A 22,149-nucleotide genomic window follows, 5' to 3' on the forward strand; every position below is an offset into this window, starting at 1 on the left:
TGTGCCGAACGGGTGGGCTGCGGACACGTCGACTCCTCTACGGTTTCCGGTGCGGTCAGCCCTCGCCGCCGCGGACCGTCTGCAGCGGATCGGGAATCGGAGCCAGGCCGGCGTCCTTCATGATCGGCGAGTCGACGGTCAGGGCGTGGTAGTCCGACTTCGGGAACCGGGCGAAGGTGCCCTGCTGACCGGCCAGCTCGGTCGGGCTGAAGGTCACCAGCCCGTAGAGGTCCATACCCGAGGTCCTCTGCAGCGCCGCGGTCATCGAGTCACGGGTCACGCCCCCCTGGACCGTCCCGGCGACCTGCAGCGCCGCGTGCGCCGACAGCCAGGCGTTGAGGCCCGCGAGCCTGCGCGTCGCCGGGGTGTCCTCGGCGCCGGCCGCGTCGAGCTCCTCGTGATATTTCGCGATGCCCGGCACCGCTTTGTCGTCCGTCGACGGGAACGGCGCCGTCACGTACATCCGGTTCGCCAGCGCACCGATACCGGCGCCCTCGGACTGGCCGAACGTGAACGCGGTCCCGGACAGCCGCGCGGTGAGCCCGACGGAGTCGGCGGCCTTGACAAAGGCCTGGAAACCCGCCGGACCGAGGGCGACGGTCGCGGCGTCCGCGCCCGAGTCCTTGATCTGCTGGGCGTACGGGGCGTAGTCGGTCACGCCCTGGGCCGGGATCTTGATCATCGGCGCGGTCTCGAGGCCGACGTTCCTGGCGACCTTCTCCGCGTACTCGCCCTGCCGGATGCCGATGGGCAGGTCGATCGAGGCGAAGACGTACTTCTTGCCACCGTCCGCCTTGTGCGCATAGGGAATCGCGCCGTAGGCACCGAAGTTGCCTGCGTGCAGGGGGAAGGTGTTCGGGCTGGTGTAGTCGACCTCGGCCCCGGCCGACACGTTGCCGATGTCGGGGATCTTGGCCTTCTCCAACACCGGCAGCGTCTGCGTGCTGTACACGTCGACACGGCCGACGACAGCGTCGACGCCCTCCTGGTCGGCCTGCCGCGCGCACGCCACGGCCTGGTTGACCTCGCCGCGGGTGTTGCAGAAGAAGAACTCGACCTGCTTGCCGTTGACTCCGCCCGCCTTGTTGACGGCGTCGACCGCCGCTCGGGCGCCCGCCTCGACATCGGGGTAGTTGGTCAGGCTCGACCCGACGGCGGTGATGACCCCGAGCTTGAGGGTGTCGCCTCCGCCGCCTGCGGACTCAACGCCGGCGCAGCCGGACAGCACCACAGCCGCCGCGACGCCCGTGGCCGCCAGCGCGCCGACGCGCGAGCGAGTACCGAACACCATTGTTCCTCCACTATGGGCAACTGCGCGATCCCGACCCTGCAAGTGCGTCCGACGACAACCGGGGCGGGTGCCCGCCCCGGTAGCCGCCGGGGTACTACTCCGCGTAGCGGTTCTTCGGGAACGCCAGGCCGAGGTTCTCCCGCATCGTGGTGCCCACGTAGTCCTCACGGACGAGCCCGCGCTTGCGCAGGATCGGCACCACGTGCTCGCAGAAGTCCGATACCCCCTCGGGGACGTCGGAGATCTGGAGGATGAAGCCGTCGCAGGCCTCGGTCTCGTACCACTCCTCGAACTCGTCGGCAGCCGCCTCGGCCGACTTCGGGTAGATGTTGGTGCCGTTGAAGCCCTGCACCATCTCCCGCATGGTCAGGCCCTGGTCCCGGGCGCGGGTGAGCATGTACTCCTGGTGCGCGCGCGGCATGCCGCGGCCGACCTCCGGGAGCTCGATCTCCGGCACCGGCGCGTCCAGGTCGTACTTGGCCAGCTCGATGCCGAAGTACATCTCGGCGAAGTGCCGCGAGACGTCGTCGTCGAGCAGGGTCTGCATCTGCTCGTACTTCTCCTCGGCCTCCGCCTCGGTCCGGCCGATCACCGGGTTGATCGAGGCGAGCACCTTGATGCTGTCGGGGTCGCGCCCCGCGGCGACGGTGCCGTCCTTGATCTTCTTGTAGTACTCGCGGGCCCGCTCGACACTCGAGTTGACCGAGAACAGCACCTCACCGTTCCTGGCGGCGAAGGCGATCCCGTCCGCGGACGCACCGGCCTGGCAGATCACGGGGTAGCCCTGCGGGGGGCGCTCCATGTTCAGCGGCCCGGCGACCTGGAAGTGCTCACCCTTGTGGTCGAGCTTGTGGAACTTGTCCGCGTCGAAGAACTGGCCGGCCTCCTTGTCCCGGAACACCGCGTCGTCCTCGAAGGTGTCCCACAGGCCCCTGACGACGTCGAGGAACTCCTGGGCCCTCGCGTACCGCTCGGGGCGTGCCGGGATGTGGTCGAGACCGTAGTTCTGGGCCTGGTCGTCGGTGTAGCTGGTGACGACGTTCCAGCCGGCCCTGCCGTGCGAGATGTGATCCAGGCCGCCGATCATGCGTGCGAGGTTGAACGGCTCGGAGAACGTCGTCGACGCCGTCGCGACCAGGCCGATCTTCTCGGTGACCGCGGCCAGCGCGGCGATCGTGGTGATCGTCTCGAGACGGGCCCCGCGCGCGGTCTTCGCCAGGAACTCGTTGGGAAGCGGCCACGCGTCGAGCCGGTCGCCCAGGAAGACGATGTCGAGCTTCGCCCGCTCGGCCTCCTGGGCCATGCGCTTGTAGTTCTCGAAGTTCATCAGGTCGTGCCCGGAGCTGTCCGGGATCCGCCAGGCGCCGTGGTGGTGGCCGCCCGGCCACAGGAACAGCGCCCAGACGGCGGGGCCCTCTCGTCGTGCCATGTCTACTCCGTTCTCGTCGTCGCTGCCGCCTGCTCGCCGCCGGGGGCATGTGGGCCCCCGCCCGCGAGGTACGACGCCTCGATGTCCTTCACTCGACCGGCCACGTCCGCTGTCGGCCCGCTCAGGGCCACACGGCCCCGCTCGAGCACGAGGACGTGGTCGGCCACGCGCATCGCCCGGTCGACGTGCTGCTCGACCAGGACGACCGCGGTCCCGCGGTCGGCCGCGTCCCGTACGGCGGTGAGCAACCGTGCGACGACCAGCGGCGCGAGCCCCAATGAGAGCTCGTCGACCAGGAGCACCTTCGGTGAGCGCGCCAGAGCTCGGCCGAGGGTCACCATCTGCTGCTCACCTCCGGAGAGGAGCCCGCAGCGCCGGTCGAGCAGCCGCTCGACCTCCGGGAACAGGGTCACGACCCGTGCGATGTCGCTCCGTCCGACCCGCAGGTTCTCCTCGACCGTCAGCTCCATGAACACCGAGCGCTCCTCGGTGACGAAGGCGACCCCCGCGCGGGCCCTGCGGTGCAGCCCCGCGGGTGCGGGCGCCCCGGCCAGTCGAACCGCACCCGCCAGCGGGGCCAGCTCGCCGGCGAGGCCGAGCAGCGTGGTGGTCTTGCCCGCGCCGTTGGGGCCGAGCAGCAGCGCGACCTCACCCGGGAGGACGGTCAGCTCGACCCCGGTGACGACCGGACGGCCCCCGTAGCCGACGCTCAGTTCGTGTACCTCGAGCGCCGGAGGCGCGGTCGAGGCCGCCGGGACGCTCGCTGACGTGTCGGTTCTCATCTCAGCGTTCCTCTCCCGCGGTAGCCGGGAGCCGGGGCGGCGCGGGCGTCCGGTCGGTCGGACCCCCGTCCTCAGCTGTGTTACCGGCGCCGTCCAGGTGCTCCTCGCCCAGGTAGGCGGCGAGGACATCGGCGTCGGCGCGCACCTCGTTCGGTGTCCCGCGAGCGATCTGGTGGCCGAAGTTGAGCACGACGATCTCGTCGCACAAGCTCATGACGAAGGGCATGTCGTGCTCCACCACCAGCACTCCGATCGTCCAGCTGTCGACGAGACGGCGCAGCGCCCGGGCGAGCTCGGCGGTCTCGGCCGAGTCGAGGCCCGCGGCGGGTTCGTCGAGCAGGAGGACGGAGGGCCCGCCCGCCATCGCACGAGCGATGGCGACGAGGCGCCGACGACCGTAGGGCAGCGAGGCGACGGTGACATCGAGGCAGTCCCCGAGACCGAGCTCCCGCACCGCCGCGAGCGCGGCAGGCGTCAGCGGGTTGCGCCGCGGCGCCACGAGGTCGGTGAGGTAGGTCGCCGTCCCGGCGGGGTCGGAGGCCACCGCGAGGTTCTCCCGCACCGTGCTGCTCTCGAAGAGCTCGAGGGCCTGGAAGGACCGGCTGAGCCCGGCGCGGGTCCGGCGGTGCACCGGCCAACCGGTGACGTCCTCGCCTGCCAGCATGATCTTCCCGGTGGCCGGCCGGACGAAGCCGGTCACGGCGTCGATCATGGTGGTCTTGCCGGCCCCGTTCGGGCCGATCAGCCCGACGATCCGTCCGGGCTCTACGCGCAGCGCGGCCCCGGAGACGGCGGTGACCCCGCCGAAGCGCACGACGACGTCGGTGACGTCGAGCACCGCGGGCGTGATCTCCGGCTTCGGGCGGTCTGCCTCGGGCGGCTCGTCGGCGTCCGGGACGGCGGCGCGGGCCCGACCGCGACCGAAGCGGGCGACGAGCTGCTGGAACTGGTGCACCTGCGCCCCGGCGATTCCGTCGGGGTGCAGCAGCGCGAACAGCACGACCACGAGCCCGGCGATGGTGGACAGCCAGGCCGGGGAGGCGTCAGGGGCGAACTGGTGGATCAGCCAGGTCCCGAACCCGCCGGTGACCAGCGTGCCGCCGAGGACACCGCCCCCGAGGAAGCCGATGCCCCCGATGAACCCGTACCCGACCGCGAGGATCGACTGGAACGGATCGAACTCGCTGTAGAGGATGGTCGGGTTGCGGAAGGCCACGAGGATCCCGCCTATCCCGGCGATCACCGCCGCGAAGCCGAAGGCGAAGAGCTTGACGCGCAGGACGTCGATTCCCAGCGCGGCGGCTGCCCGCTCGTTCGTGCGGACGGCGATCATCCGCCGACCGCTGCTCCCCCGCCGGACGTTCGCCACGACGATCGCGCAGACGGTGAACGCCACCAGGATCAGCAGGGCCCAGCGGCGCGGGTAGAAGATGGTGTCGAAGTCGATGCCGAACAGCGACTGGGCACCGACAGGGGTGCCGTCGAACCCGCCGGTGAGAGCGCCGTTGGTGAAGACCAGGGAGGCCACCGTGGCCCCGAGGCCCAGCGTGACTATCGCGAGGTCGATGCCGCGGGTACGCAGCGCGGGCAGCGCGAAGAGCAGCCCGACGGCGAGGACCGCCACGGACGCCAGCACGACGGCGAGCAGGAACGGAAGCCCGAGGTCGGCGACGAGCCGGCCCGCGACCAGGGCGGCCACCCCGCCGAGGGCGAACTGCGCCAGCGAGAGCTGGCCCGTGTACCCGAGCAGCGCGACGACGGACAGCAGCACGATGCCCCAGCTCAGCGTTACGCCGAGCGCGATCACCAGGGACTCCTCGAGCCCGACGGCCAGCATGAGGGCGCCCACAACGACGAGTCCGGCCACCCAGACCCACCGGATCCGGCCGGTGCCCAGCGCGGGCAGGTTCTGGGCCCCCGAGGTGCGGGACGGCACACCCTGCCTGCGCAGGACGAGGACGGCGAGGATGACGAGGAACGGCACAGCCTGCATCGCGCCGGGCACGAAGTCGACGTATCGGCCGACCAGGGACTGCAGCACCCCGATCACCATTGCGCCCGCGAGCGTGAGCCAGAACGACGAGAGCCGGCCGATCAGCGCCGCGGCGAGGACGGGAATGACGAGCAGCGGCATCGCGTCGACGGTGACTCCCACGAGTGGGGCGATCAGGATGCCCGCCACCGCGGCCAGACCCCAGCCGAGCCCCCAGGTCAGTCCGCCCAGCAGATGCGGCGACCAGCCCAGGGTGGCCGCCGCGCGGGGGTTCTCGGCATTGGCGCGGATGGCGAGACCGACCGCCGTCCACCGCGAGACCGACCACAGGACCGCCGTGAGAACGACCGCGATCAGCAGCAGCACGACCTTGTCCGTACCGATCTGGACGCCGCCCACGGTCAGCAGCGACGTCGGGAGATCCGAGTCGAGCGTCCGCGGAAACGGTCCCCAGATGAGCAGGGCCACGCCCTGCAACAGCATGAACAGCCCGAGTGTGCAGATGACGCGGGCCAGTGCCGAGGCGCGCCCGAGCGGGCGCATCACCAGGTGGTAGATCGCGAGGCCGAGGCCGGCGCCGACCAGCACGGTCACGGCAGCCGCCGGGACGACGTCCCAGCCCCAGCCGACCCGGAACTGCCAGTAGAGGTACGCGGCGAGCATGGCCACGGCCCCGTGCGCGAAGTTGATGACCCCGGAGCCCCGGTAGATGAGCAGGAGACCCTGCGCGAGCAGCGTGTACGCGGTGCCGATCCCCAGACCGAGGATGGCGAACTGCAGGACGGTGGTCATCGTGGCGGCTCGTCCCCGCCCGCGCGACGGCGCGCGCTACCGAGGCGGTACACGAGTCGGATCCACGGTGAGGGGCCGCCGGTAGGAGACGTCGGACCGGTCGCGCCTCGGCTGGGCTCCCGATCGCATGAGCTGGACTGTTCGGTCATCGAGGTCCTTCACGACGGTCATGGCGGAGGCGTCGAGCGACGCGGGGATCTCGTCGAGGGGCGCCCAGTCACGCACGCAGACCCGCGCGGCGATGGCCCACCGGCCGTCGCGCTTCTCGAGCCGGTCCACGTAGCGGCCGCCGCTCATCGCCAGCGGCTCGCCCGCGCGGTTCATCCCGACGAACATGTAGTAGCTCTCGGTGTGGGCGACATCGCCCCGGAGGTCGACCGTGCAGTTGAACACACAGTGCTGGTGGGACAGGTGTGTCTTCGTGTGCATGTCGATCGCCCAGTCCGCGAACTCCTCGGCGGAGCCCACGAACACGCCGTGGTCGTCGATCGCGTCGGGGTGGTAGACGGACAGGAGCAGCTCGCGGTCCAGCCGGTCGATCGCGCGCGAGTACGTCATCAGGCAGTCGTGGATCGCCTGACGGTCGCGGAGTTCGACCACCGCTCGCTCGAGTTCTTCCGGAGTCATGCACACCACCTCGTCGGGGTACTGCCCGATGGACCGCAGCCACCGAACAATGGTTTGTTTTATCCTGAGGCGGAGTCTCGGGACTGTCAAGGGCCACGGACGACCTCCGTTCGACACCCGCCGCCCACAACTGTCACCGGTGGCAATGTCGCCCCCGGTCGCGTGGCACGCAACTGGTCCGGCCTTGCCGCCCACGTAGCGAACAATCAGTTGTTTATGCTACCGCCCTCCGCGCGGCGAGCGCTCACCCTTCGCCACGAACGGTGAGACCACCATCGACCGCCAGCGTCTGCCCGGTCGTATAGGCGGCGTCGCCGGAACCAGGTACGCGATCACCGGGGCCACCTCGACCGGCGGGCAGAGCCGCGCCACGGGCACCCTCGCTGCGTACTCACGACCACGCTTTCACCCCGATCCTCTCGTCGGACCCCGCCGTACGCACGTAACCGGGCGCGACCGCGTTCACCCTGATGCCCTCCGCGGCCCACTCCACGGCGAGCACCCTGGTCCGCGACGAGACACCCGCTTTCGCCGCGCCGCACCCCGCCCGCCCGGCCATGCCGACCGCCGCCGCGGCCGACGCCATCTCGACCACGCTCGCCGAGCACGAGCGCCGCAGCAGGGTGTCGCCGCCCGGGGACCACCGCCAAACCGCGCTCCCGCAGCAGCACCGCATTGGTGGCGAACAACGACTTGTTCATGCTCGCCGCGCCGGCCCGGCACACGGAACGCACCCTCCATCGCGTCGATCACATCGGCTACGGACGCCGGTCGAGCGCGATATCCACGGTGACGAGCACCCGGACACCGCGTGACTGTTGCCTCACGTCACGACCTCCTGTAACCTGTGAACAAACAGTTGTTTGGAGGTGGCGGAGATGGCCGTCGACAGTCCGTCGGGCCCGACTACCGGCAGTGCACACAACGGCACCGCCGACGCGGAGCACTCGCGCGTCGAGACCGCTCTGGAGGCCTTGCGCCGGGGCGAGATGGTCCTCGTGGTCGACGACGAGGACCGCGAGAACGAGGGCGACCTGATCATGGCCGCCGAACTGGCCACGGCCGAGTCCATGGGCTTCATGATCCGGCACACGAGCGGCCTGCTGTGTGTGGCGATCACCCAGGACCGCGCCGAGGAGCTCCACCTACCCCTCATGGTTCCGGACAGTGACGACCCCCGAGGCACCGCCTTCACCGTGTCGGTCGACCTCAAGGCCGGCACGTCGACGGGGGTTTCCGGCCACGACCGGATGCTCACGGTGCGCGCCTTGGCCGATCCCGCCACCCGCCCGGAGCACCTCTCCCGGCCGGGACACGTCTTCCCCCTGATCGCGCGGCCGGGCGGGGTGCTGCACCGTGCAGGGCACACCGAGAGCACGGTGGACCTCTGCCGACTCGCGGGCCTCGAGCAGGTCGGTGTCCTGGGCGAGATCACCAACGACGACGGCACCATGGCTCGCAGGCCCGGCCTGCGGCGGTTCGCCGAGGACCACGATCTGGTCGCCCTGTCCGTGGGCGATATCGTCCGCTACCGGCGCGACCGCGAGTCCCTCGTCGAGCGGACCGCCACCGGCCGGGTCCCGTCCGACCACGGCGAGTTCACCGCGGTCTGCTATCGCTCGGTGGACGGCACCGAGCACGTGGCCCTGGTACTCGGCGACGTCCACCAGCGCGGCACCAGCGACCGGGACGACGTCGTGCTCGTCCGGGTCCACTCGGAGTGCCTGACGGGTGACGTCTTCGGCTCCCGACGATGCGACTGCGGGGAGCAGCTCGACCGGGCGATGGCCGCGATCGGCCAGGCCGGCCGCGGCGTCGTCGTCTACCTGCGGGGCCACGAGGGTCGGGGCATCGGTCTCGCTCACAAGCTGCGGGCCTACACCCTGCAGGACGCCGGCCTGGACACGGTCGACGCGAACTTGGCACAGGGCCTGCCCGTCGACAACCGCGACTACGGCATCGGCGCCCAGATTCTCGGCGACCTGGGGGTCGTCCGCATCAGTCTGATGACGAACAACCCGGCGAAGTACCGCGGGCTGACCGGGCACGATGTCGAGATCGCCGGTCGTGTCCCGCTGATCGTGGAGCCGAACGCGGACAACCTCACCTACCTGATGACCAAGCGCACGCGCATGCAGCACGCACTCGGGGAGAGCGAGGTCTCATGACCACCAACGGGACCGGACCGGACCAGAAGACCCTCTTCAAACAGGCGATGGCGTCGTTCCCCAGCGGGGTGACCATCGTGACGACCACGGCGCCGGACGGACGGTGGTGGGGCTTCACCGCCACGTCGTTCTGCTCGGTCTCGATGGATCCGGCGCTCGTCCTCGTCTGTCTCGCCGACACCGCGGAGTGTCATCCCGTGTTCGCCGAGGCGGAGCGGTGGATCGTGCACATCGTCCACCCGGACCACGCCGATCTCGCGGGTCGTTTCGCCACCCGGGGCGCGGACAAGTTCACCGGCGGCGGGTTCCGTGCCGACGAGCATGGCCTCCCGCTGCTCGACCGGGCCTGTGTGGCCCTCGACTGCGCCCCTTACGCGCGCCACGAGGGCGGTGACCACACGATCCTCGTCGGCCGGGTGGAGAGCACGACCGTGACGGAAGAACTTCCGGCGATCTACTTCCGCCGGAAGTTCCATGCCCTGCCGGGTGGACAGACCTAACAGGGAGGCATCGCGTCACGCCGGCCCGCGCCGACACCGGTAGGTGCTCCCCTCGATCGAGCAGCGGGGCGGTGATCCGCACGCACGCCGAACGGGTGAGCCGTTCGGCATTTCGCCGACCGGCTCACCCGCACGAACTCTCGCCTACTCCTCGATCTGGATGACGCGTTCGGGGCACACGCCGGCTCCGTATCGTGCCGCGTCCTCCAGACCGGCCGGGACGTCGACCGTCTCGCCGCGGTGAATGGCGTAGCCGTCGTCGTCGACCTCGTAGAACTCGCCGGCCATCATGGCGCACCGACCGTGGCCGGTGCACCCCTGCTGTCCGCCGTCCACGCCTACCTCGATGTGGACCTTCACACCCTGCTCCTCACCCGCCTGTCAGCCCTGACGAACGGCTCACCAGGCGATCTTGAGCGTCCGCATCGAGCGCAGGAACCCACTCACGTGGGTGGGCGGCTCCACCACGTGGAACTCCGGGATCCGCCTCAGGAGTTCCTCGAACGTCGCCCGCAGCTCGAGCCGGGCGAGGTTCGAGCCGATGCAGCGGTGGATCCCGACCCCGAACGCCGAGTGCAGGACGGTCTCGCGCGTGATGTCGATCGTCTTGGCCTCGTCGACCACGCGCGGGTCACGCGACGCGCCCGCGTAGACCATCATGACGAAGTCGCCCTCCTTGAGCTGGCGGCCCCCGAGCTCCACATCCCTGGTGCAGGTGCGCCCGAGGGCGACCACCGGGGCGAAGACGCGGGCGAACTCCTCGATCGCCCGCGGCATGTAGGTCTCCGGATCGTCGACCAGGAGCTTGCGCTGCTCCGGGTTCTCGGCGAGCCAGTTGATGGCCGACGCCATCACATAGGTCGTGGTGGCGATGCCACCGAAGGTCATGTCGACCAGGACCGAGACTCGGTGCTCCCAGGGCGATTTGCTGCCGTCCTCGTAGGTGACCCCTTCGGCGATCATGTCGACCATGTCGCCGCGGGGCGGTTCCTCCGACCGTTTCTTGAGGTAGTCGCCGAGGTACTGGAAGACGAAGCCCATCTTTCGCCCGCGCTCGTCCAGGTCGGGCGAGAATGTACCCGACTCCACACCGTCGACGAGCTTGTCGAGGTCCTCGACCGGGACGCCGAGCACGTTCTTGAAAAAGGCCCACCCGGGAAGGACCGCCGCGAACTCGCTCACGAACTCGCATTTGCCCTTGTCGATAATGGCGTCGATGAGGATATTCGCGTCCTCGCGGATCTGTTCCTCGTAGCCCTTGATGACCTTGGGGCCCATGAAGGGGTTGAGCTCCTGGCGCCACGAGGTGTGCACCGGCGGGTCGGACTCCTCGGGGTACAGGAATGGCAACCCGTCCGGCCGGTTCGGCATGTATCCGCCGGCGGCCGAGAAGGTGCGCCAGTTCTGACCCACCTCGCGAACCAGTGTGTTCTGGGAGACCAGGTAGTAGCCCTTGCCGACCGTGCTGTGCACGACCGGGCACTTCTCCACCAGGTCGTCGAGGATCTCGAAGTGCTGGTCGTTGAAGACCGGGGCATCCAGGTCGAAGTCATTGTAGATGTCCCGGCCGTACTTGCGGATCGACTCGTCGACGTCGGCCTGGGTCGGCTGTGTGTACTCGGTCTCCTGCGCCTTGAATGCCATTACGGGGCAACCTCCGTTGGTTGTCAGTTCCGGGCACGGTGAGAGAAGAACGAACTGCGTCAGATAGTGGTGTAGCCGCCGTCGATGAGGTGATCGGCGCCGGTGATGAAAGATGATTCGTCGCTCGCCAGGAAGGTGGCCAGGCTGGCGACCTCGCTCGGGTCTGCGATCCGGCCGACCGGGTTGCGGTCGTTGATCATGTCCTGGGGAAGGCTGTCGGTGATCGCCGTCTGAATGGTGCCAGGGCTGATCGAGTTGACGCGGACGCCTTTGTCGGCGTACTCGGCGGCCGCCGTCTTGGTCAGCATGACGACGCCACCCTTGGCCGCGCAGTAGCTCGCCATCGCCGGGAAGGCAACGGTCGCGGCCATCGACGCCGTGTTGATGATCGATCCGCCACCGACCTTCAGCATCTCGGGGATCGCGTAGTGAACACCGAGGAAGACACCACGCAGGTTGACCGCCTGGACCTGGTCCCACGCCTGTTACGACATCTCGCCGATGGGCACGACCTCACCGTCGATTCCGGCGTTGTTGTACAGCACGTCGACGCGGCCGAAGTAGTTCACCGTGGCGGCGATCATCGCCTTGACGCTCTCGCCGCTGGTGACGTCCGTGTCGACCGACAGAGCGCCGCTACCGAGCTCGTCGGCGATCGTCTTCTGGACGCCGGAGACGTCGGCGAGGACGACCTTGGCACCTTCCTCGTGGAACCGTCGCGCGGACGCGGCGCCGATCCCGGATCCCGCGCCGGTCACGATCGCGACCTTGCCATCGAGCCGTCCGGTCATGGGCGGCACTCCCATCTGTGATCGTTCACCTGAGGCCCGGTGGACGCGAACGGTGGAGATCTACGCCGACCTCGGCACGGCAAGATAAAACAATCAGTTGTTAACAGAGTCGCGGTCCTTCATATTCCCGGTCAACGCCCTCGTCCGGACGGCCCACGGAGACTTGCGCGAAGGATGTTCGCGCAGCTCACGTCAACTTTCCACGCACATCGCGACCTGATCCAGGCCGCCGCACCGCCGGTGAACCGAGGCCGGAGAGTTGAACGAACAAGTATTTGTGCAGTCTGCGCGGTGCCGACAGTCCGACTGCCGGAGGTACCGAACAGCCCTGCAGCACGCCCCACCTCCTCGCCGGCGCCGGACCTGCCCTCAACCTGTTGCATGCGCAGTAGCTGCTCGGTATGTTGCTGTAAACGCAGCTACTTGCTGTGCAGCTACTGCGTACGGGCGGCGACCGCGCCGGCATGCCATCTCGACGAGGAGACCACCGTGGATTTCAGGTTCACCGACGAGCAGCAGATGTGGTTCGACACGCTGAACACGTTCATGGAGAAGGAGGTCGGCCGCGAGTACATCCGGGAGCACGACGCGTCCCGAATCTTCCCGAACGAGGCCTACCAGAAGTTCGCCGACCGCGGCTGGCTCGGGTTGCTGGTCCCGGAGGCGGAGGGCGGCCTCGAGGCCGACGCGGTGATGTACGCGATCTTCTGCGAGGTGATCGCGAAGCACAGCCTCGACTTCGCCGCGGCGATCATGACCTCGATGTTCACCGCGACGAACATCGCCCACAACGGCACCCGGGAACAGAAGGACGCCTACCTGCCCGGGTTCCTCTCCGGCGAGATCAAGTTCGCGATCTCGATCTCCGAGCCGGACGCAGGTTCGGACGCGGCGGCTCTCGCGACCAAGGCCGTGCTCGACGGCGACGAGTGGGTCCTGAACGGGAACAAGGTGTTCTGCTCGGGCGCGCACCTGCCCGGGACCGTGATCAACCTGATGGCCCGCACCAGTGCGGACAAGCACGGCGGAATCAGCATGATCTTGGTCCCCAACGACGCCCCCGGCGTCGACATCCGCAAGCTGGACACCATCGTCCGTCGCAGTCTCGGCACAACCGAGATCTTCCTGACCGACGCCCGAGTCCCGCAGACCAACATCATCGGCGAGGCCGGTAAGGGATGGGCTTATGTCGGGCAACACCTCGAGTGGGAGCGGCTGAGCCTGGCCTCCACCTACGTCGGCAACGCCCGCACCGCCCTCGACGACACTGTCGAGTACACGAAGGCTCGCGAGCAGTTCGGCCGCCCGCTGTCGTCCTTCCAGGTGCTCAAGCACCGGATGGCAGAGCGGGAGACCGAGGTGAACGCAGCCCGTCTCCTGGTCTACAGCGCGGCCACCAAGCTTGCCCGGGGAGAGAAGGCGCTCAAGGACGTCTCGATGGCCAAGGTGTACGCCGCCGACGTCGCGTACCGGTGCTCTTTCGACGGGATGCAAGCCCTTGGCGGCTACGCCCAGCTACCCGAGTACGACATGGAGCGCTACTTCCGCGAGGCGAAGCACGCGATGGTCGGCGGCGGGACCTCCGAGATCCAGCGCAGCATCATCGCCAAGCAGATGGGCCTGTAGCGGCGGTTCCTCGTTGACGGTGAGATCCCGACCGACCGGCGGAGAGTGCCCTCGTGAAGAAGGCCCCCGGGCCGGCGCGGGTAGTGTGCGGTGATCGGACCTACGGACGCCGTCGTGGGTGGGCCCGGCGTTCACCGCCCGACGCGAAAGACCGGATGAGGAGCGCATGGCGAGCAGAGAGGGCGAAGCTCGTCCCGTTCGCACGGGCGAGAACACGGTGACCACCCTGATCCGGGACTGGGCCGCCGAGCGTCCGGAATTGGACACCTGGGCGTACCGGTTCTTCGCCTCGGCCGTCGAGCTGGAACGCCGGTTGAGCCTCGTCCTGGAGCCGACGTTCGACCAGCTCGGGATCCGCGGCGGCGACTACGAGACGCTGGGGCACCTCAGACGGGCCGGAAAGCCGTACGAGCGCACTCCGACCGAACTGAGCCATCTGATGTTCCTCACCACCGGCGCGATGACGCGGCGCCTCGACCGGATGGAACGCGACGGCTATCTGACACGGGAGCCTCACGGGTCGGACCGCCGGTCCGTGGTGGTGCGGCTGACACCGCGCGGCATCACGATGACGGATCGTGTCGTGGACCAGATCGTCCCATTGCTCGCCGAGCTACTGGAGCCCGTCCGCGGCCGATTGGACGATTTCGAGACTACCGCCGGAATGATCCTGGAGCGGCTCGATCATATTGACTGACGGATTGTCGAGTTGACACTGGAGGCGGTCCCCGGTGCGACGCCGGCGGGGACGGGCACCCTGCTGTCCGGTATCGTGATACCTTTTACATGTTCTCGCCAGCCCCTCGTCGCTACGTTCTTTCCTTATGCGAATAAGTAGTCGATCAGCTCGGGGAATTCTTGAGCGTCCGCTCGATGGCTTTATCGCGCTCCTCCTCAGTGGGCTTCTCGGTCTTCGACGACCAGCCCGCCGCTGAGGAGTTCGCGGCCGAGCGCTCGAAAGATCAATGAGTCCTGTCCGCGTCGCTGACCCGGTACTTCGTGGGCGAGCTCGGCATCCGCCGGCCGATCGGCCGGCTCGTCGACGGGATCGAACAACGTCGCCGATTCGACTGCCATCCCTGTCCCACGGACGGAAGCGAATGCCCGCCAACGAGTTCAGCCACACGGCAACAACGTCGCGAGACATGGCGGGCCGCAAGCGTGATCCTGCAACAGCCGACGATCAGGGTGCCCAGGCTTGGCACCCGTGGCGACACGGAGACGACCTCATGACGGACAGCAGCGTGAACTGACCGACAATCGAGCGGTACAAATCCGCAGGTCTCGCAGACGGTCGGGCTTCTCCCGGAGCTCCTCCGACACGAACGACTAGGACCGGGCCAGCTGGTCGAGAGCATCTCGGGGGCGAGCTGGAGAAGCCTTCTCGGCCGGTGGCCCTACCTCGGCATGAGGATGCCTGCATACTTCGTGCACGTGCTCAGCCACGCGTGACCCACACCGGCGGGCTCATCCTGCTGTGCATGTCCGCGCATGCGCCCTGGGCCCAGGTCCTCGCCGACGCGGTCACCCGGGCACGCGCGCACGCCGTCCCCGGGTGAACGCCCCGCCCGCTTCTTGGACCGAGCACACAGACCGGCCTGTGGATCGGCGACACCGGGAGACCACGGAGGAACCGTGCCCGCCACGCCCGATCAGCGCTTCGACACCGGACCACGCCGTCCGGTGTCGATCACGCCGGGCCAGAACGTCAGACCGGGTAGCTTGAACAATCAGTTGTTTGTATAGTCGTCGCACTGCCGATCTCGTACGGAGGAGATGCACGATGGCTGGTCGAAGGTTATTGACCGAGCCCGAACCGTTCACCGTCTCGATTCCGGACGCCGACCTGGAGGACCTGCGTGCTCGGCTGCGCAACGCTCGCTGGCCGGGAGACGCCGGCAACGCCGACGGCGGCTACGGGGTACGGATGTCCTGGCTGCAGGATCTCGTGCGGTACTGGGCGGAGGACTTCGACTGGCGGGCGCAGGAGGAGCTGATCAACCAGTTCCCCCAGTACCGGGTGGACATCGACGGGACGCCGATCCACTTCGTGCACGTGCGGGGGACGGGCCCGGACCCGGTCCCGATCATCCTGTCGCACGGCTGGCCGTGGACGTTCTGGGACTGGCGCAAGGTGATCGGGCCGCTGACCGATCCGGCGGCCTACGGCGGCGACCCGGCCGACTCGTTCGACGTCGTCGTACCCTCGATGCCGGGGTTCGGGTTCTCGACCCCGTTGACCGACACCGGGTTCGGCGCCCGCAAGATCGCGGAGTACTGGCACACGCTGATGCACGACGTGCTGGGCTACGAGCGCTACGCGGTCGGCGGCGGGGACTGGGGCTCGACCACGAGCGGCGAGATCGCCCACGGTTTCCCCGAGAACGTCATCGGGGCCTGGCTCACCCTGCCGAACGTCCCGGGTGTGCGGTTGTGGGACGTGACCGAGGCGGACTTCGACCCGGATGAGAAGTGGATGGTCGAGCAGGCCGCCAGGGCTCGCCCGACGATCATGAGCCACTCCACGGTGCACCGGACGGAGCCGCAGACCATCGCCTACGCCCTGACGGACTCGCCCGCGGGGCTGGCGGGATGGATCCTGGGCCGGCGGCGGGACTGGGGGGACTGGAAGACCGGGGACGGCTCGGACGAGGAGTTCTTCGCCCTCTTCGACCGGGACTTCCTCTGCACGACCGCCTCGATCTACTGGTTCACCGGGTCGATCGGGTCGTCGATGCGGATCTACCACGAGCACTACGACAACGGCGCGCCCCCGCCGCCCCGGCACGAGCGCCGTCCGACCATCGAGGTGCCCACGGCGTTCGCCGTGTTCCCCAAGGAACTGCTGCTCCTGCCCCGCAAGGTCGCCGCCGAGGCCGTGAACCTGCAGCGCTGGACCGTCATGCCGACAGGCGGGCACTACCCGCCCGCCGAACAGCCCGAGCTCGTCGTCACCGAGTTGCGCGAGTTCTTCCGTAGCCTCCGTTGACCGCGTGACCTCCGCTCTGAGCCCTCCCCCGCGAAAGGAAACTCGATGAACAAGCACACCTCGGAGATCACGCCCGACGAGAAGGCGGATCTCCTTGACCAGGCCGCGCAGCTGGCCAAGACGTGGGCGGCGCTCGGTGCCGAGTGCGACGCCGAGAACCGGTTCCCGACCGAGACCGTGGAGCCGTACAAGCACAGCGCCGTCACCGCCATGGCCGTGCCGAAACGCTACGGCGGGCTCGGGGCGGACATTCAGACCGCCGCCCAGGTGGCCCGGGTACTGGCCAAGGGCGACCCTGCCATCGCGCTGGCCTACAACATGCACCAGGCGATGGTCGGGATCTTCCGCAACACCCCCGCGCTCGACGAGGACGTCCGAGGGTCGATCATGACCGCGGTCGCGCGCGATCGGAAGATCCTCTGCGGACCCTTCAGCGAGGCCCGCGCAGGACTGTCGGGTCTCGCCGACACCATCGCCGTGCCCGACGGCGACGGCTGGCGGATCACCGGAAAGAAGAACTGGTCCACACTGGTCCTCGGCTCCGACCTGATCGCCCTGAACGCGACGATCACCGACCCCGACGGCAGCGTGCCGGACGACTTCCGTGAGCACGCCAAGCGCGAAGCCGTGTTCATCATCCCGACCGACTCGCCGAACGTCTCCGTGGACCACACCTGGGACACCATGGGTATGCGCGCTACCGGGAGCCACACCCTTGTGCTCGACGGCACGCCGGTCACGCGGCAGATGCACGGCGGCAACTTCCGGCAGGGCCTGATTGGCGAGGCCGAATGGGCCGCCATGGGCTTCAGCGGCGTTTACCTCGGACTGGCCGACAAGGCCTACGAGGAGGCCCGCGAGATCCTTCGGGTCAAGCATCTCGGCGCGACCATGGGTGGCCAGGACACCGACATCAAGCAGGTCGGCTACGTGCAGCACGCACTGGGCCGGATGCGAACCCAGATCGAGATCGCCGGACGGGTCCTCGACGCGACCGGGCAGATCGCCATCGACGGCGGGTACGAGGAGTGGGAGGCGGCCGAGCGCAAGCCCCGGTGGGACACCGTCAAGGTCGCCACCACCGAGGCCGCGATGAGCGTCACCGACGAGGCCTTCCGGCTGGTCGGCGGCTCGTCGTTCCGCCGCGGCCACGTGCTCGAGCGGCTCTACCGGGACGCCCGAGCAGGCTATCTGCACTCCTTCACCACCAACCAGCTCTACGACTACTTCGGCCGCTACGAGCTGGGTCTGCTCGGTTGACGACGGGCCTGTTGGAGGGTCGGGTCGCCGTCGTCACCGGCGGCGCGCGCGGGCTGGGGCGGGCGATCGCGGAGCGGTTCACCGCCGAGGGTGCGGCGGTGGCGGTCTGGGACCTGGGCGAGGCGGACGGGGTCGCGCTCGCGGACCAGGTCGATGTGTCGGACCCGGCCGCCGTCGAGGAGGCGGCCACCCGCGTCCGGGAACGGTTGGGTCCGGTCGCGATCCTCGTCAACAACACCGGCGTAGCCGAAGCGTGCCCGCCGTGGGAGGTGACCGACTCCAGCTGGCAGCGCATCATGCGGACCAACGTCGACGGCGCCTTCTGGTGCGCCCGTGCGTGCTTGCCCGACATGCGGGCGGCTGGTCACGGCAAGATCGTGAACGTCGCGTCGATCGCAGCGCTGCACGGACGGCCGAGCACACACCCGGCCTACGCGGCCTCGAAGGCCGGATTGTTGGGCCTGACCGCGTCCCTGTCGCACAACCTCGGAGTGGACGGCATCTGTGTGAACGCGATCTGCCCCGGATTCATCCGCACAGAGATCCACGATTCGTTCACCGATGCGCAGATGGAGTCCTTCACGGCCGACATCCCGCTGCGGCCGCACGGCCGGGGCGGGGCAGGCGGCCTCCCGGGGGACGTGGCCGGAGCCGCGCTGTACCTGGCCGGCCCGGACTCGGACTACGTGACCGGAGTGTTCCTCAACGTCAACGGGGGAGCTCGGACCGGATGAGCGTGGACCTCCGACACGGCAAGGCGGACGTGAACGGCACCCGGTTGCACTACGTGAGTGCGGGAGCGGGGGAGCCATTGCTCCTGCTGCACGGCTTCCCGCAGACCTGGTACGAGTGGCGTCACGTGCTCCCGGTCCTGGCCGAGCGCTACACGGTGATCGCGCCGGACTACCGGGGTGCGGGTGACTCCGCGCGGCCGGTCGACGGGTACGACAAGGCAACGATGGCCGCCGACGTGGTGGAGCTCGCCGACCATCTCGTGCCGGGTGCGCGGCTGCGGGTCGTTGGGCACGACATGGGCGCCTTCGTCGCCTACTCCGTCGCCGCCCATTTCCCGGACCGGGTCCGCGCACTCTGCCTGGTGGACGCGCCGGTGCCGGGGACGAGGGCGTGGGACGGGCTGCGGACCGACCCCCGGGTGTGGCACATCGCGTTCCACGGGGCGCGGGACGTGGCGGAGATGCTGGTCGCCGGTCGGGAGCGGCAGTACCTGGCGCAGTTCTTCGAACTGCGAGCCCACCACCCGCACCTGGTCATGCCCGAGCTCGACGTCTACCTCCGCACCTACGCCGCTCCGGGCGGAATGCGTGCGGCGTTCGAGGCCTACCGGGCCCTCCCGCACGATGCCGAGGTCAACGCAGAGCTGCTGGGCACCCCGCTGCGCGTGCCGGTGCTGGTCGTGGCCGGCGAGCGCAGCAACAGCGGGCCGCTACTGGAGGCCATGGGCCCGCAGATCAGCCGGGACGCGTCGTTCGCGCTCGTCCGGGAGTCAGGACACTGGATACCGGAGGAACAGCCGGAGGCCTTCCTCGCGGTCGTCGAACCGTTCCTCGCGAGAGCCTGAGCCCGACGATTGCCGACATGACTCCGGCGATACGTCGGCAACTGCTCATTGCTGCTGCGCAGCGACCGAGGAGCCGAGATGGACAGGCGTGACATCGGGATCGTCGGTGACCGAGGCCGGCCCCGTCGTCTACGACGTCTCCGGGAGCCGGTCGGCCCGGTCCGCGCTCAGTTGTACTTGGCCATGAAGCCCGCGTCGACCGGAAGCGTGACCCCGGTCACGTACCTCGACTCATCGGATGCGAGCCAGGCGACCGCGTCGGAGATGTCTTCCGGCTCCATCCACGGGATCGGCAGCAGGTTCATCGCCGTGAACGTGGCGCCGAAGTCGTCGACGGTGGGGTTTTCGACACCGGGAGCGAAGGCGCTCCAGATGGCCTCGTTCTGGATCATCTTCGTATTGGTCGAGCTCGGGTGGATCGTGTTGGCTCGGATGAAGTGTGGCGCCAACTCGTTGGCCAGGGTGCGCATCAGCCCCACGACGGCGTGCTTGCCCATGTTGTAGTGGACCTGGTTCGGGAAGCCCCGGAGCCCAGCCGTCGAGCTGATGATGACGATCGATCCACCGGTGCCCTGCTCCAGCAGGATCGGCACGGCGGCCCGGCAGGTGTTGTAGGGGCCATACATCTGCACGTCGATCATGTCGTCGAACATCTCGTCGGTCATGTCGACGAACGGCGCCGCCGACCAGATACCGGCATTGGCGACCACGATGTCGAGCCGGCCCAACTCGCTCGCCCCGGCCTGCACGGCCTCGGTGACCGCGGCCCTGTCCCGCACGTCGGCGGGGCGGGCGACGACCCGGCGATCCAGCTGCTCCACGAGCTTGGCGGTCTCGTCCAGGTCGGCCCGGCTCGACAGCTCGTAGGGGACGCTCGCGATCGGAGCGCAGATGTCGAGCGCGATGATGTCCGCGCCCTCGGCCGCCAGCTTCACTGCGTGCGCGCGACCCTGCCCACGCCCCGCACCAGTGATGAGGGCGACCTTGCCGTCCAGCTTGCCCATGGGACTCCTCGAGCTCATAGCATGTGAACAATCGTTTGTTATATGAGCGTATGGGCGGCCCGCAAGCGTGTCAACGCTCCGCCGCGGCTCCGTCCCGGACGGTCAGCCCTCCCCTCGGACGGTCAGTCCACCGTCGATCACGATGGTCTGTCCGGTGACGTAGGAGGCGTCGCGGGAAGTGAGGAAGGCGATCACCGAGGCGACCTCCTCGGGGTGGCACAGTCTGCCGAGCGGTACGCGTCCCGCGTAGGTCCGACCCTCCTCGACGCCGATCCGCTCGTCGAACCCGGCGGTGCGCACATACCCCGGCGCGACCGCGTTGACGCGGATGCCTTCGCCCGCCCATTCCACCGCGAGAACACGAGTCAGCGACGAAACCCCGGCCTTGGCTGCTCCGTACCCGGACCGCCCTGCCATCCCCACCACCGCTGCCGCCGACGCCATGTTGACCACGCAGGGGGCCTCGGACCCGCGGAGCAGCGGGAGCGCGGCCCGCGAACACCGCATCACGCTGCCGAGGTTGACCTCGAGGGCGGAGGTCCACGCCGCGTCGTCGAATCCCTCGAGCGGTGCGGCGACCGGGCGGCCGGCGTTGTTGACCAGCGCATCGATCCGGCCGAACCGCCTGGCCACCGCGTCGACCGCGGCGTCGACCGCGGCGGTGTCGGTGACGTCCGCCGCCACGGCCAGCGAGTCCTCCGCGGCGGGGTCGAGCGAGGCGCGTCGCATCTCCGCGAGCGGTCCGTCCAGATCGACGAGGACGACCGCCCACCCGCGCTCCCAGAGCAGCGAGGCGGTGGCGAAGCCGATACCGTTGGCGGCGCCGGTGACGAGCGCGACATGATCGCGTGCAGGCATGGGGTCCTCCGGAAACGGCCGGGCCGGGCCCGGCTTCGGCGTGGGAGTGTGGCCGCGGGTCTAGCAAGCAGCAGACGTGACAGTAGCAAAACAAATGTTTGCTTCCGCTGTCGGCGGAAGAAGCGTCCGGTCGGCCGACGAGGTCCCGTGCGGCATGATCGTCGGAACCAGGCCGACGCTTCCTTCTCACCTGGCCACCGCTCGGCAGTCGATGCAGAAGCCCGATGTGGACATACTCGCACTGCGACACGACGCTCTGAACCGCGGCGATGCCCGGCATCCGATGCCCAGCACGACGTCCGTTCGGCTGTGCGACGAGCACGGCTCCGACCAAGCGGGTGATCGAGTCGCGGTCAGGGCGCCGCTCTCGTCAAGCAGCGGCAGGGCAAGTCCGACCCGGTCGATGCCGAGGCCGCCGCCCGAGCCGAGGCCCGGACCCAGATCCGGTCGCTGATCATCACCGCCCCCGCGATCACGTTCCGGGACACCTCGGACGTTCCTCCCGCGATCGTCAGCGCACGGTGGAACAAGTACTCGAATGTGAGTCCGGGATCCGCCCCGGTCACCCCGGAGACTCCCGCGATCCGTATACCCAGCTCCGAAACCCGCTGGGCGTGCTCGGCGGAGAGCAACTTGGAGATGTTGCCCTCCACGGACTGGGCCGCACCGATGACGGCCCGCTCGACCGCCCGTACGTTGAGCAGGCTCATCGCCGATGCCTCGGCGACCAGCAGGCCCACCGCCCGCCGCAGTCCGGCGTCGCCCGGGGTGTACCGCTCGACGAGCGGGAGCAGATCGGCCGCGGTAAGCCCGTCG

At 69.0% G+C, this 22,149-nt stretch carries 20 protein-coding genes and 1 pseudogene; 8 read left to right on the plus strand and 13 right to left on the minus strand.

Annotation, left to right across the window (positions count from 1 at the left end):
• Nucleotides 1-55 precede the first annotated feature (55 nt).
• The 6 genes from I4I78_RS13565 to I4I78_RS13590 form a co-directional block, all read right to left on the minus strand.
• Nucleotides 56-1,291, minus strand: a complete 1,236-nt coding sequence (locus I4I78_RS13565) for an ABC transporter substrate-binding protein (RefSeq protein WP_218611658.1) — start codon at nt 1,289-1,291, stop codon at nt 56-58.
• Nucleotides 1,292-1,385: 94 nt separating this feature from the next.
• Nucleotides 1,386-2,720: an LLM class flavin-dependent oxidoreductase gene (locus I4I78_RS13570; protein ID WP_218611659.1), complete on the minus strand. Its 1,335-nt coding sequence runs from the start codon at nt 2,718-2,720 to the stop codon at nt 1,386-1,388.
• A 2-nt stretch (nt 2,721-2,722) separates the two neighbouring features.
• On the minus strand, nt 2,723-3,502 hold the full coding sequence (locus I4I78_RS13575; RefSeq protein ID WP_218611660.1) for an ABC transporter ATP-binding protein: 780 nt from the start codon (nt 3,500-3,502) through the stop codon (nt 2,723-2,725).
• Nucleotide 3,503: 1 nt separating this feature from the next.
• Entirely contained in the window at nt 3,504-6,287 is a 2,784-nt protein-coding gene (locus I4I78_RS13580; RefSeq protein ID WP_218611661.1) for a branched-chain amino acid ABC transporter permease/ATP-binding protein, read from the minus strand.
• Between the two features lie 36 nt (nt 6,288-6,323).
• Nucleotides 6,324-7,109 carry a nuclear transport factor 2 family protein gene (locus I4I78_RS13585; protein ID WP_218611662.1) on the minus strand — a complete coding sequence of 262 codons (786 nt, stop codon included), beginning with the start codon at nt 7,107-7,109 and terminating at the stop codon, nt 6,324-6,326.
• Between the two features lie 196 nt (nt 7,110-7,305).
• Nucleotides 7,306-7,590 carry an SDR family oxidoreductase gene (locus tag I4I78_RS13590; RefSeq protein WP_226379646.1) on the minus strand — a complete coding sequence of 95 codons (285 nt, stop codon included), beginning with the start codon at nt 7,588-7,590 and terminating at the stop codon, nt 7,306-7,308.
• Between the two features lie 193 nt (nt 7,591-7,783).
• Here I4I78_RS13590 and I4I78_RS13595 point away from each other — a divergent pair, with 193 nt between their 5' ends.
• Together I4I78_RS13595 and I4I78_RS13600 are read left to right on the plus strand one after the other, a co-directional pair.
• The gene (locus I4I78_RS13595) at nt 7,784-9,082 is read left to right on the plus strand and encodes a bifunctional 3,4-dihydroxy-2-butanone-4-phosphate synthase/GTP cyclohydrolase II (RefSeq protein ID WP_374225868.1); all 1,299 of its coding nucleotides are present in this window, start codon (nt 7,784-7,786) and stop codon (nt 9,080-9,082) included.
• On the plus strand, nt 9,079-9,582 hold the full coding sequence (locus I4I78_RS13600) for a flavin reductase family protein (protein ID WP_218611665.1): 504 nt from the start codon (nt 9,079-9,081) through the stop codon (nt 9,580-9,582). The genes I4I78_RS13595 and I4I78_RS13600 overlap by 4 nt, the downstream gene beginning before the upstream one ends.
• Before the next feature lie 144 nt (nt 9,583-9,726).
• On the opposite strand, the gene I4I78_RS13605 is transcribed toward I4I78_RS13600, so the two are convergent.
• The 3 genes and pseudogenes from I4I78_RS13605 to I4I78_RS32825 all read right to left on the minus strand — a co-directional run bounded on the left by I4I78_RS13605 (nt 9,727) and on the right by I4I78_RS32825 (nt 12,032).
• A complete protein-coding gene (locus I4I78_RS13605; protein WP_308252090.1) occupies nt 9,727-9,942 on the minus strand; it encodes a ferredoxin in 216 nt (71 codons plus the stop codon).
• Between the two features lie 39 nt (nt 9,943-9,981).
• The gene (locus tag I4I78_RS13610) at nt 9,982-11,226 is read right to left on the minus strand and encodes a cytochrome P450 (RefSeq protein ID WP_218611666.1); all 1,245 of its coding nucleotides are present in this window, start codon (nt 11,224-11,226) and stop codon (nt 9,982-9,984) included.
• 59 nt (nt 11,227-11,285) lie between these two features.
• Nucleotides 11,286-12,032: pseudogene (locus I4I78_RS32825) on the minus strand (SDR family NAD(P)-dependent oxidoreductase).
• Nucleotides 12,033-12,506: 474 nt separating this feature from the next.
• On the opposite strand from I4I78_RS32825, the gene I4I78_RS13625 reads away from it, so the two are divergent.
• Nucleotides 12,507-13,643, plus strand: a complete 1,137-nt coding sequence (locus I4I78_RS13625; protein WP_218611668.1) for an acyl-CoA dehydrogenase family protein — start codon at nt 12,507-12,509, stop codon at nt 13,641-13,643.
• 217 nt (nt 13,644-13,860) lie between these two features.
• Nucleotides 13,861-14,340: a MarR family winged helix-turn-helix transcriptional regulator gene (locus I4I78_RS13630; protein ID WP_218611669.1), complete on the plus strand. Its 480-nt coding sequence runs from the start codon at nt 13,861-13,863 to the stop codon at nt 14,338-14,340.
• 197 nt (nt 14,341-14,537) lie between these two features.
• Here I4I78_RS13630 and I4I78_RS13635 read toward each other — a convergent pair whose 3' ends face one another.
• Entirely contained in the window at nt 14,538-14,720 is a 183-nt protein-coding gene (locus I4I78_RS13635) for a hypothetical protein (protein ID WP_218611670.1), read from the minus strand.
• Between the two features lie 706 nt (nt 14,721-15,426).
• Here I4I78_RS13635 and I4I78_RS13640 point away from each other — a divergent pair.
• The 4 genes from I4I78_RS13640 to I4I78_RS13655 are packed head-to-tail and all read left to right on the plus strand — an operon-like array spanning nt 15,427 to nt 19,471.
• Complete coding sequence (locus I4I78_RS13640) at nt 15,427-16,632, plus strand: epoxide hydrolase family protein (RefSeq protein ID WP_218611671.1); 1,206 nt, start codon at nt 15,427-15,429, stop codon at nt 16,630-16,632.
• Between the two features lie 45 nt (nt 16,633-16,677).
• The gene (locus I4I78_RS13645; protein ID WP_218611672.1) at nt 16,678-17,892 is read left to right on the plus strand and encodes an acyl-CoA dehydrogenase family protein; all 1,215 of its coding nucleotides are present in this window, start codon (nt 16,678-16,680) and stop codon (nt 17,890-17,892) included.
• 11 nt (nt 17,893-17,903) lie between these two features.
• Nucleotides 17,904-18,626, plus strand: a complete 723-nt coding sequence (locus I4I78_RS13650) for an SDR family NAD(P)-dependent oxidoreductase (RefSeq protein WP_218611673.1) — start codon at nt 17,904-17,906, stop codon at nt 18,624-18,626.
• Complete coding sequence (locus I4I78_RS13655) at nt 18,623-19,471, plus strand: alpha/beta fold hydrolase (RefSeq protein WP_218611674.1); 849 nt, start codon at nt 18,623-18,625, stop codon at nt 19,469-19,471. The genes I4I78_RS13650 and I4I78_RS13655 overlap by 4 nt, the downstream gene beginning before the upstream one ends.
• A gap of 167 nt (nt 19,472-19,638) precedes the next feature.
• Here the strand turns inward: I4I78_RS13655 and I4I78_RS13660 are convergent, their stop codons facing one another.
• The 3 genes from I4I78_RS13660 to I4I78_RS13670 form a co-directional block, all read right to left on the minus strand.
• Complete coding sequence (locus I4I78_RS13660; RefSeq protein ID WP_218611675.1) at nt 19,639-20,475, minus strand: mycofactocin-coupled SDR family oxidoreductase; 837 nt, start codon at nt 20,473-20,475, stop codon at nt 19,639-19,641.
• 102 nt (nt 20,476-20,577) lie between these two features.
• Nucleotides 20,578-21,333, minus strand: coding sequence for an SDR family NAD(P)-dependent oxidoreductase (locus I4I78_RS13665; protein ID WP_218611676.1), 756 nt, complete (start codon nt 21,331-21,333; stop codon nt 20,578-20,580).
• Between the two features lie 353 nt (nt 21,334-21,686).
• Nucleotides 21,687-22,149, minus strand: a 463-nt coding sequence (locus I4I78_RS13670; RefSeq protein ID WP_255567123.1) for an acyl-CoA dehydrogenase family protein, incomplete at its 5' end; no start/stop codon positions are given.

Origin of the sequence: Pseudonocardia sp. KRD291 (assembly GCF_019263595.1) — a bacterium.
Lineage (GTDB): Bacteria > Actinomycetota > Actinomycetes > Mycobacteriales > Pseudonocardiaceae > Pseudonocardia.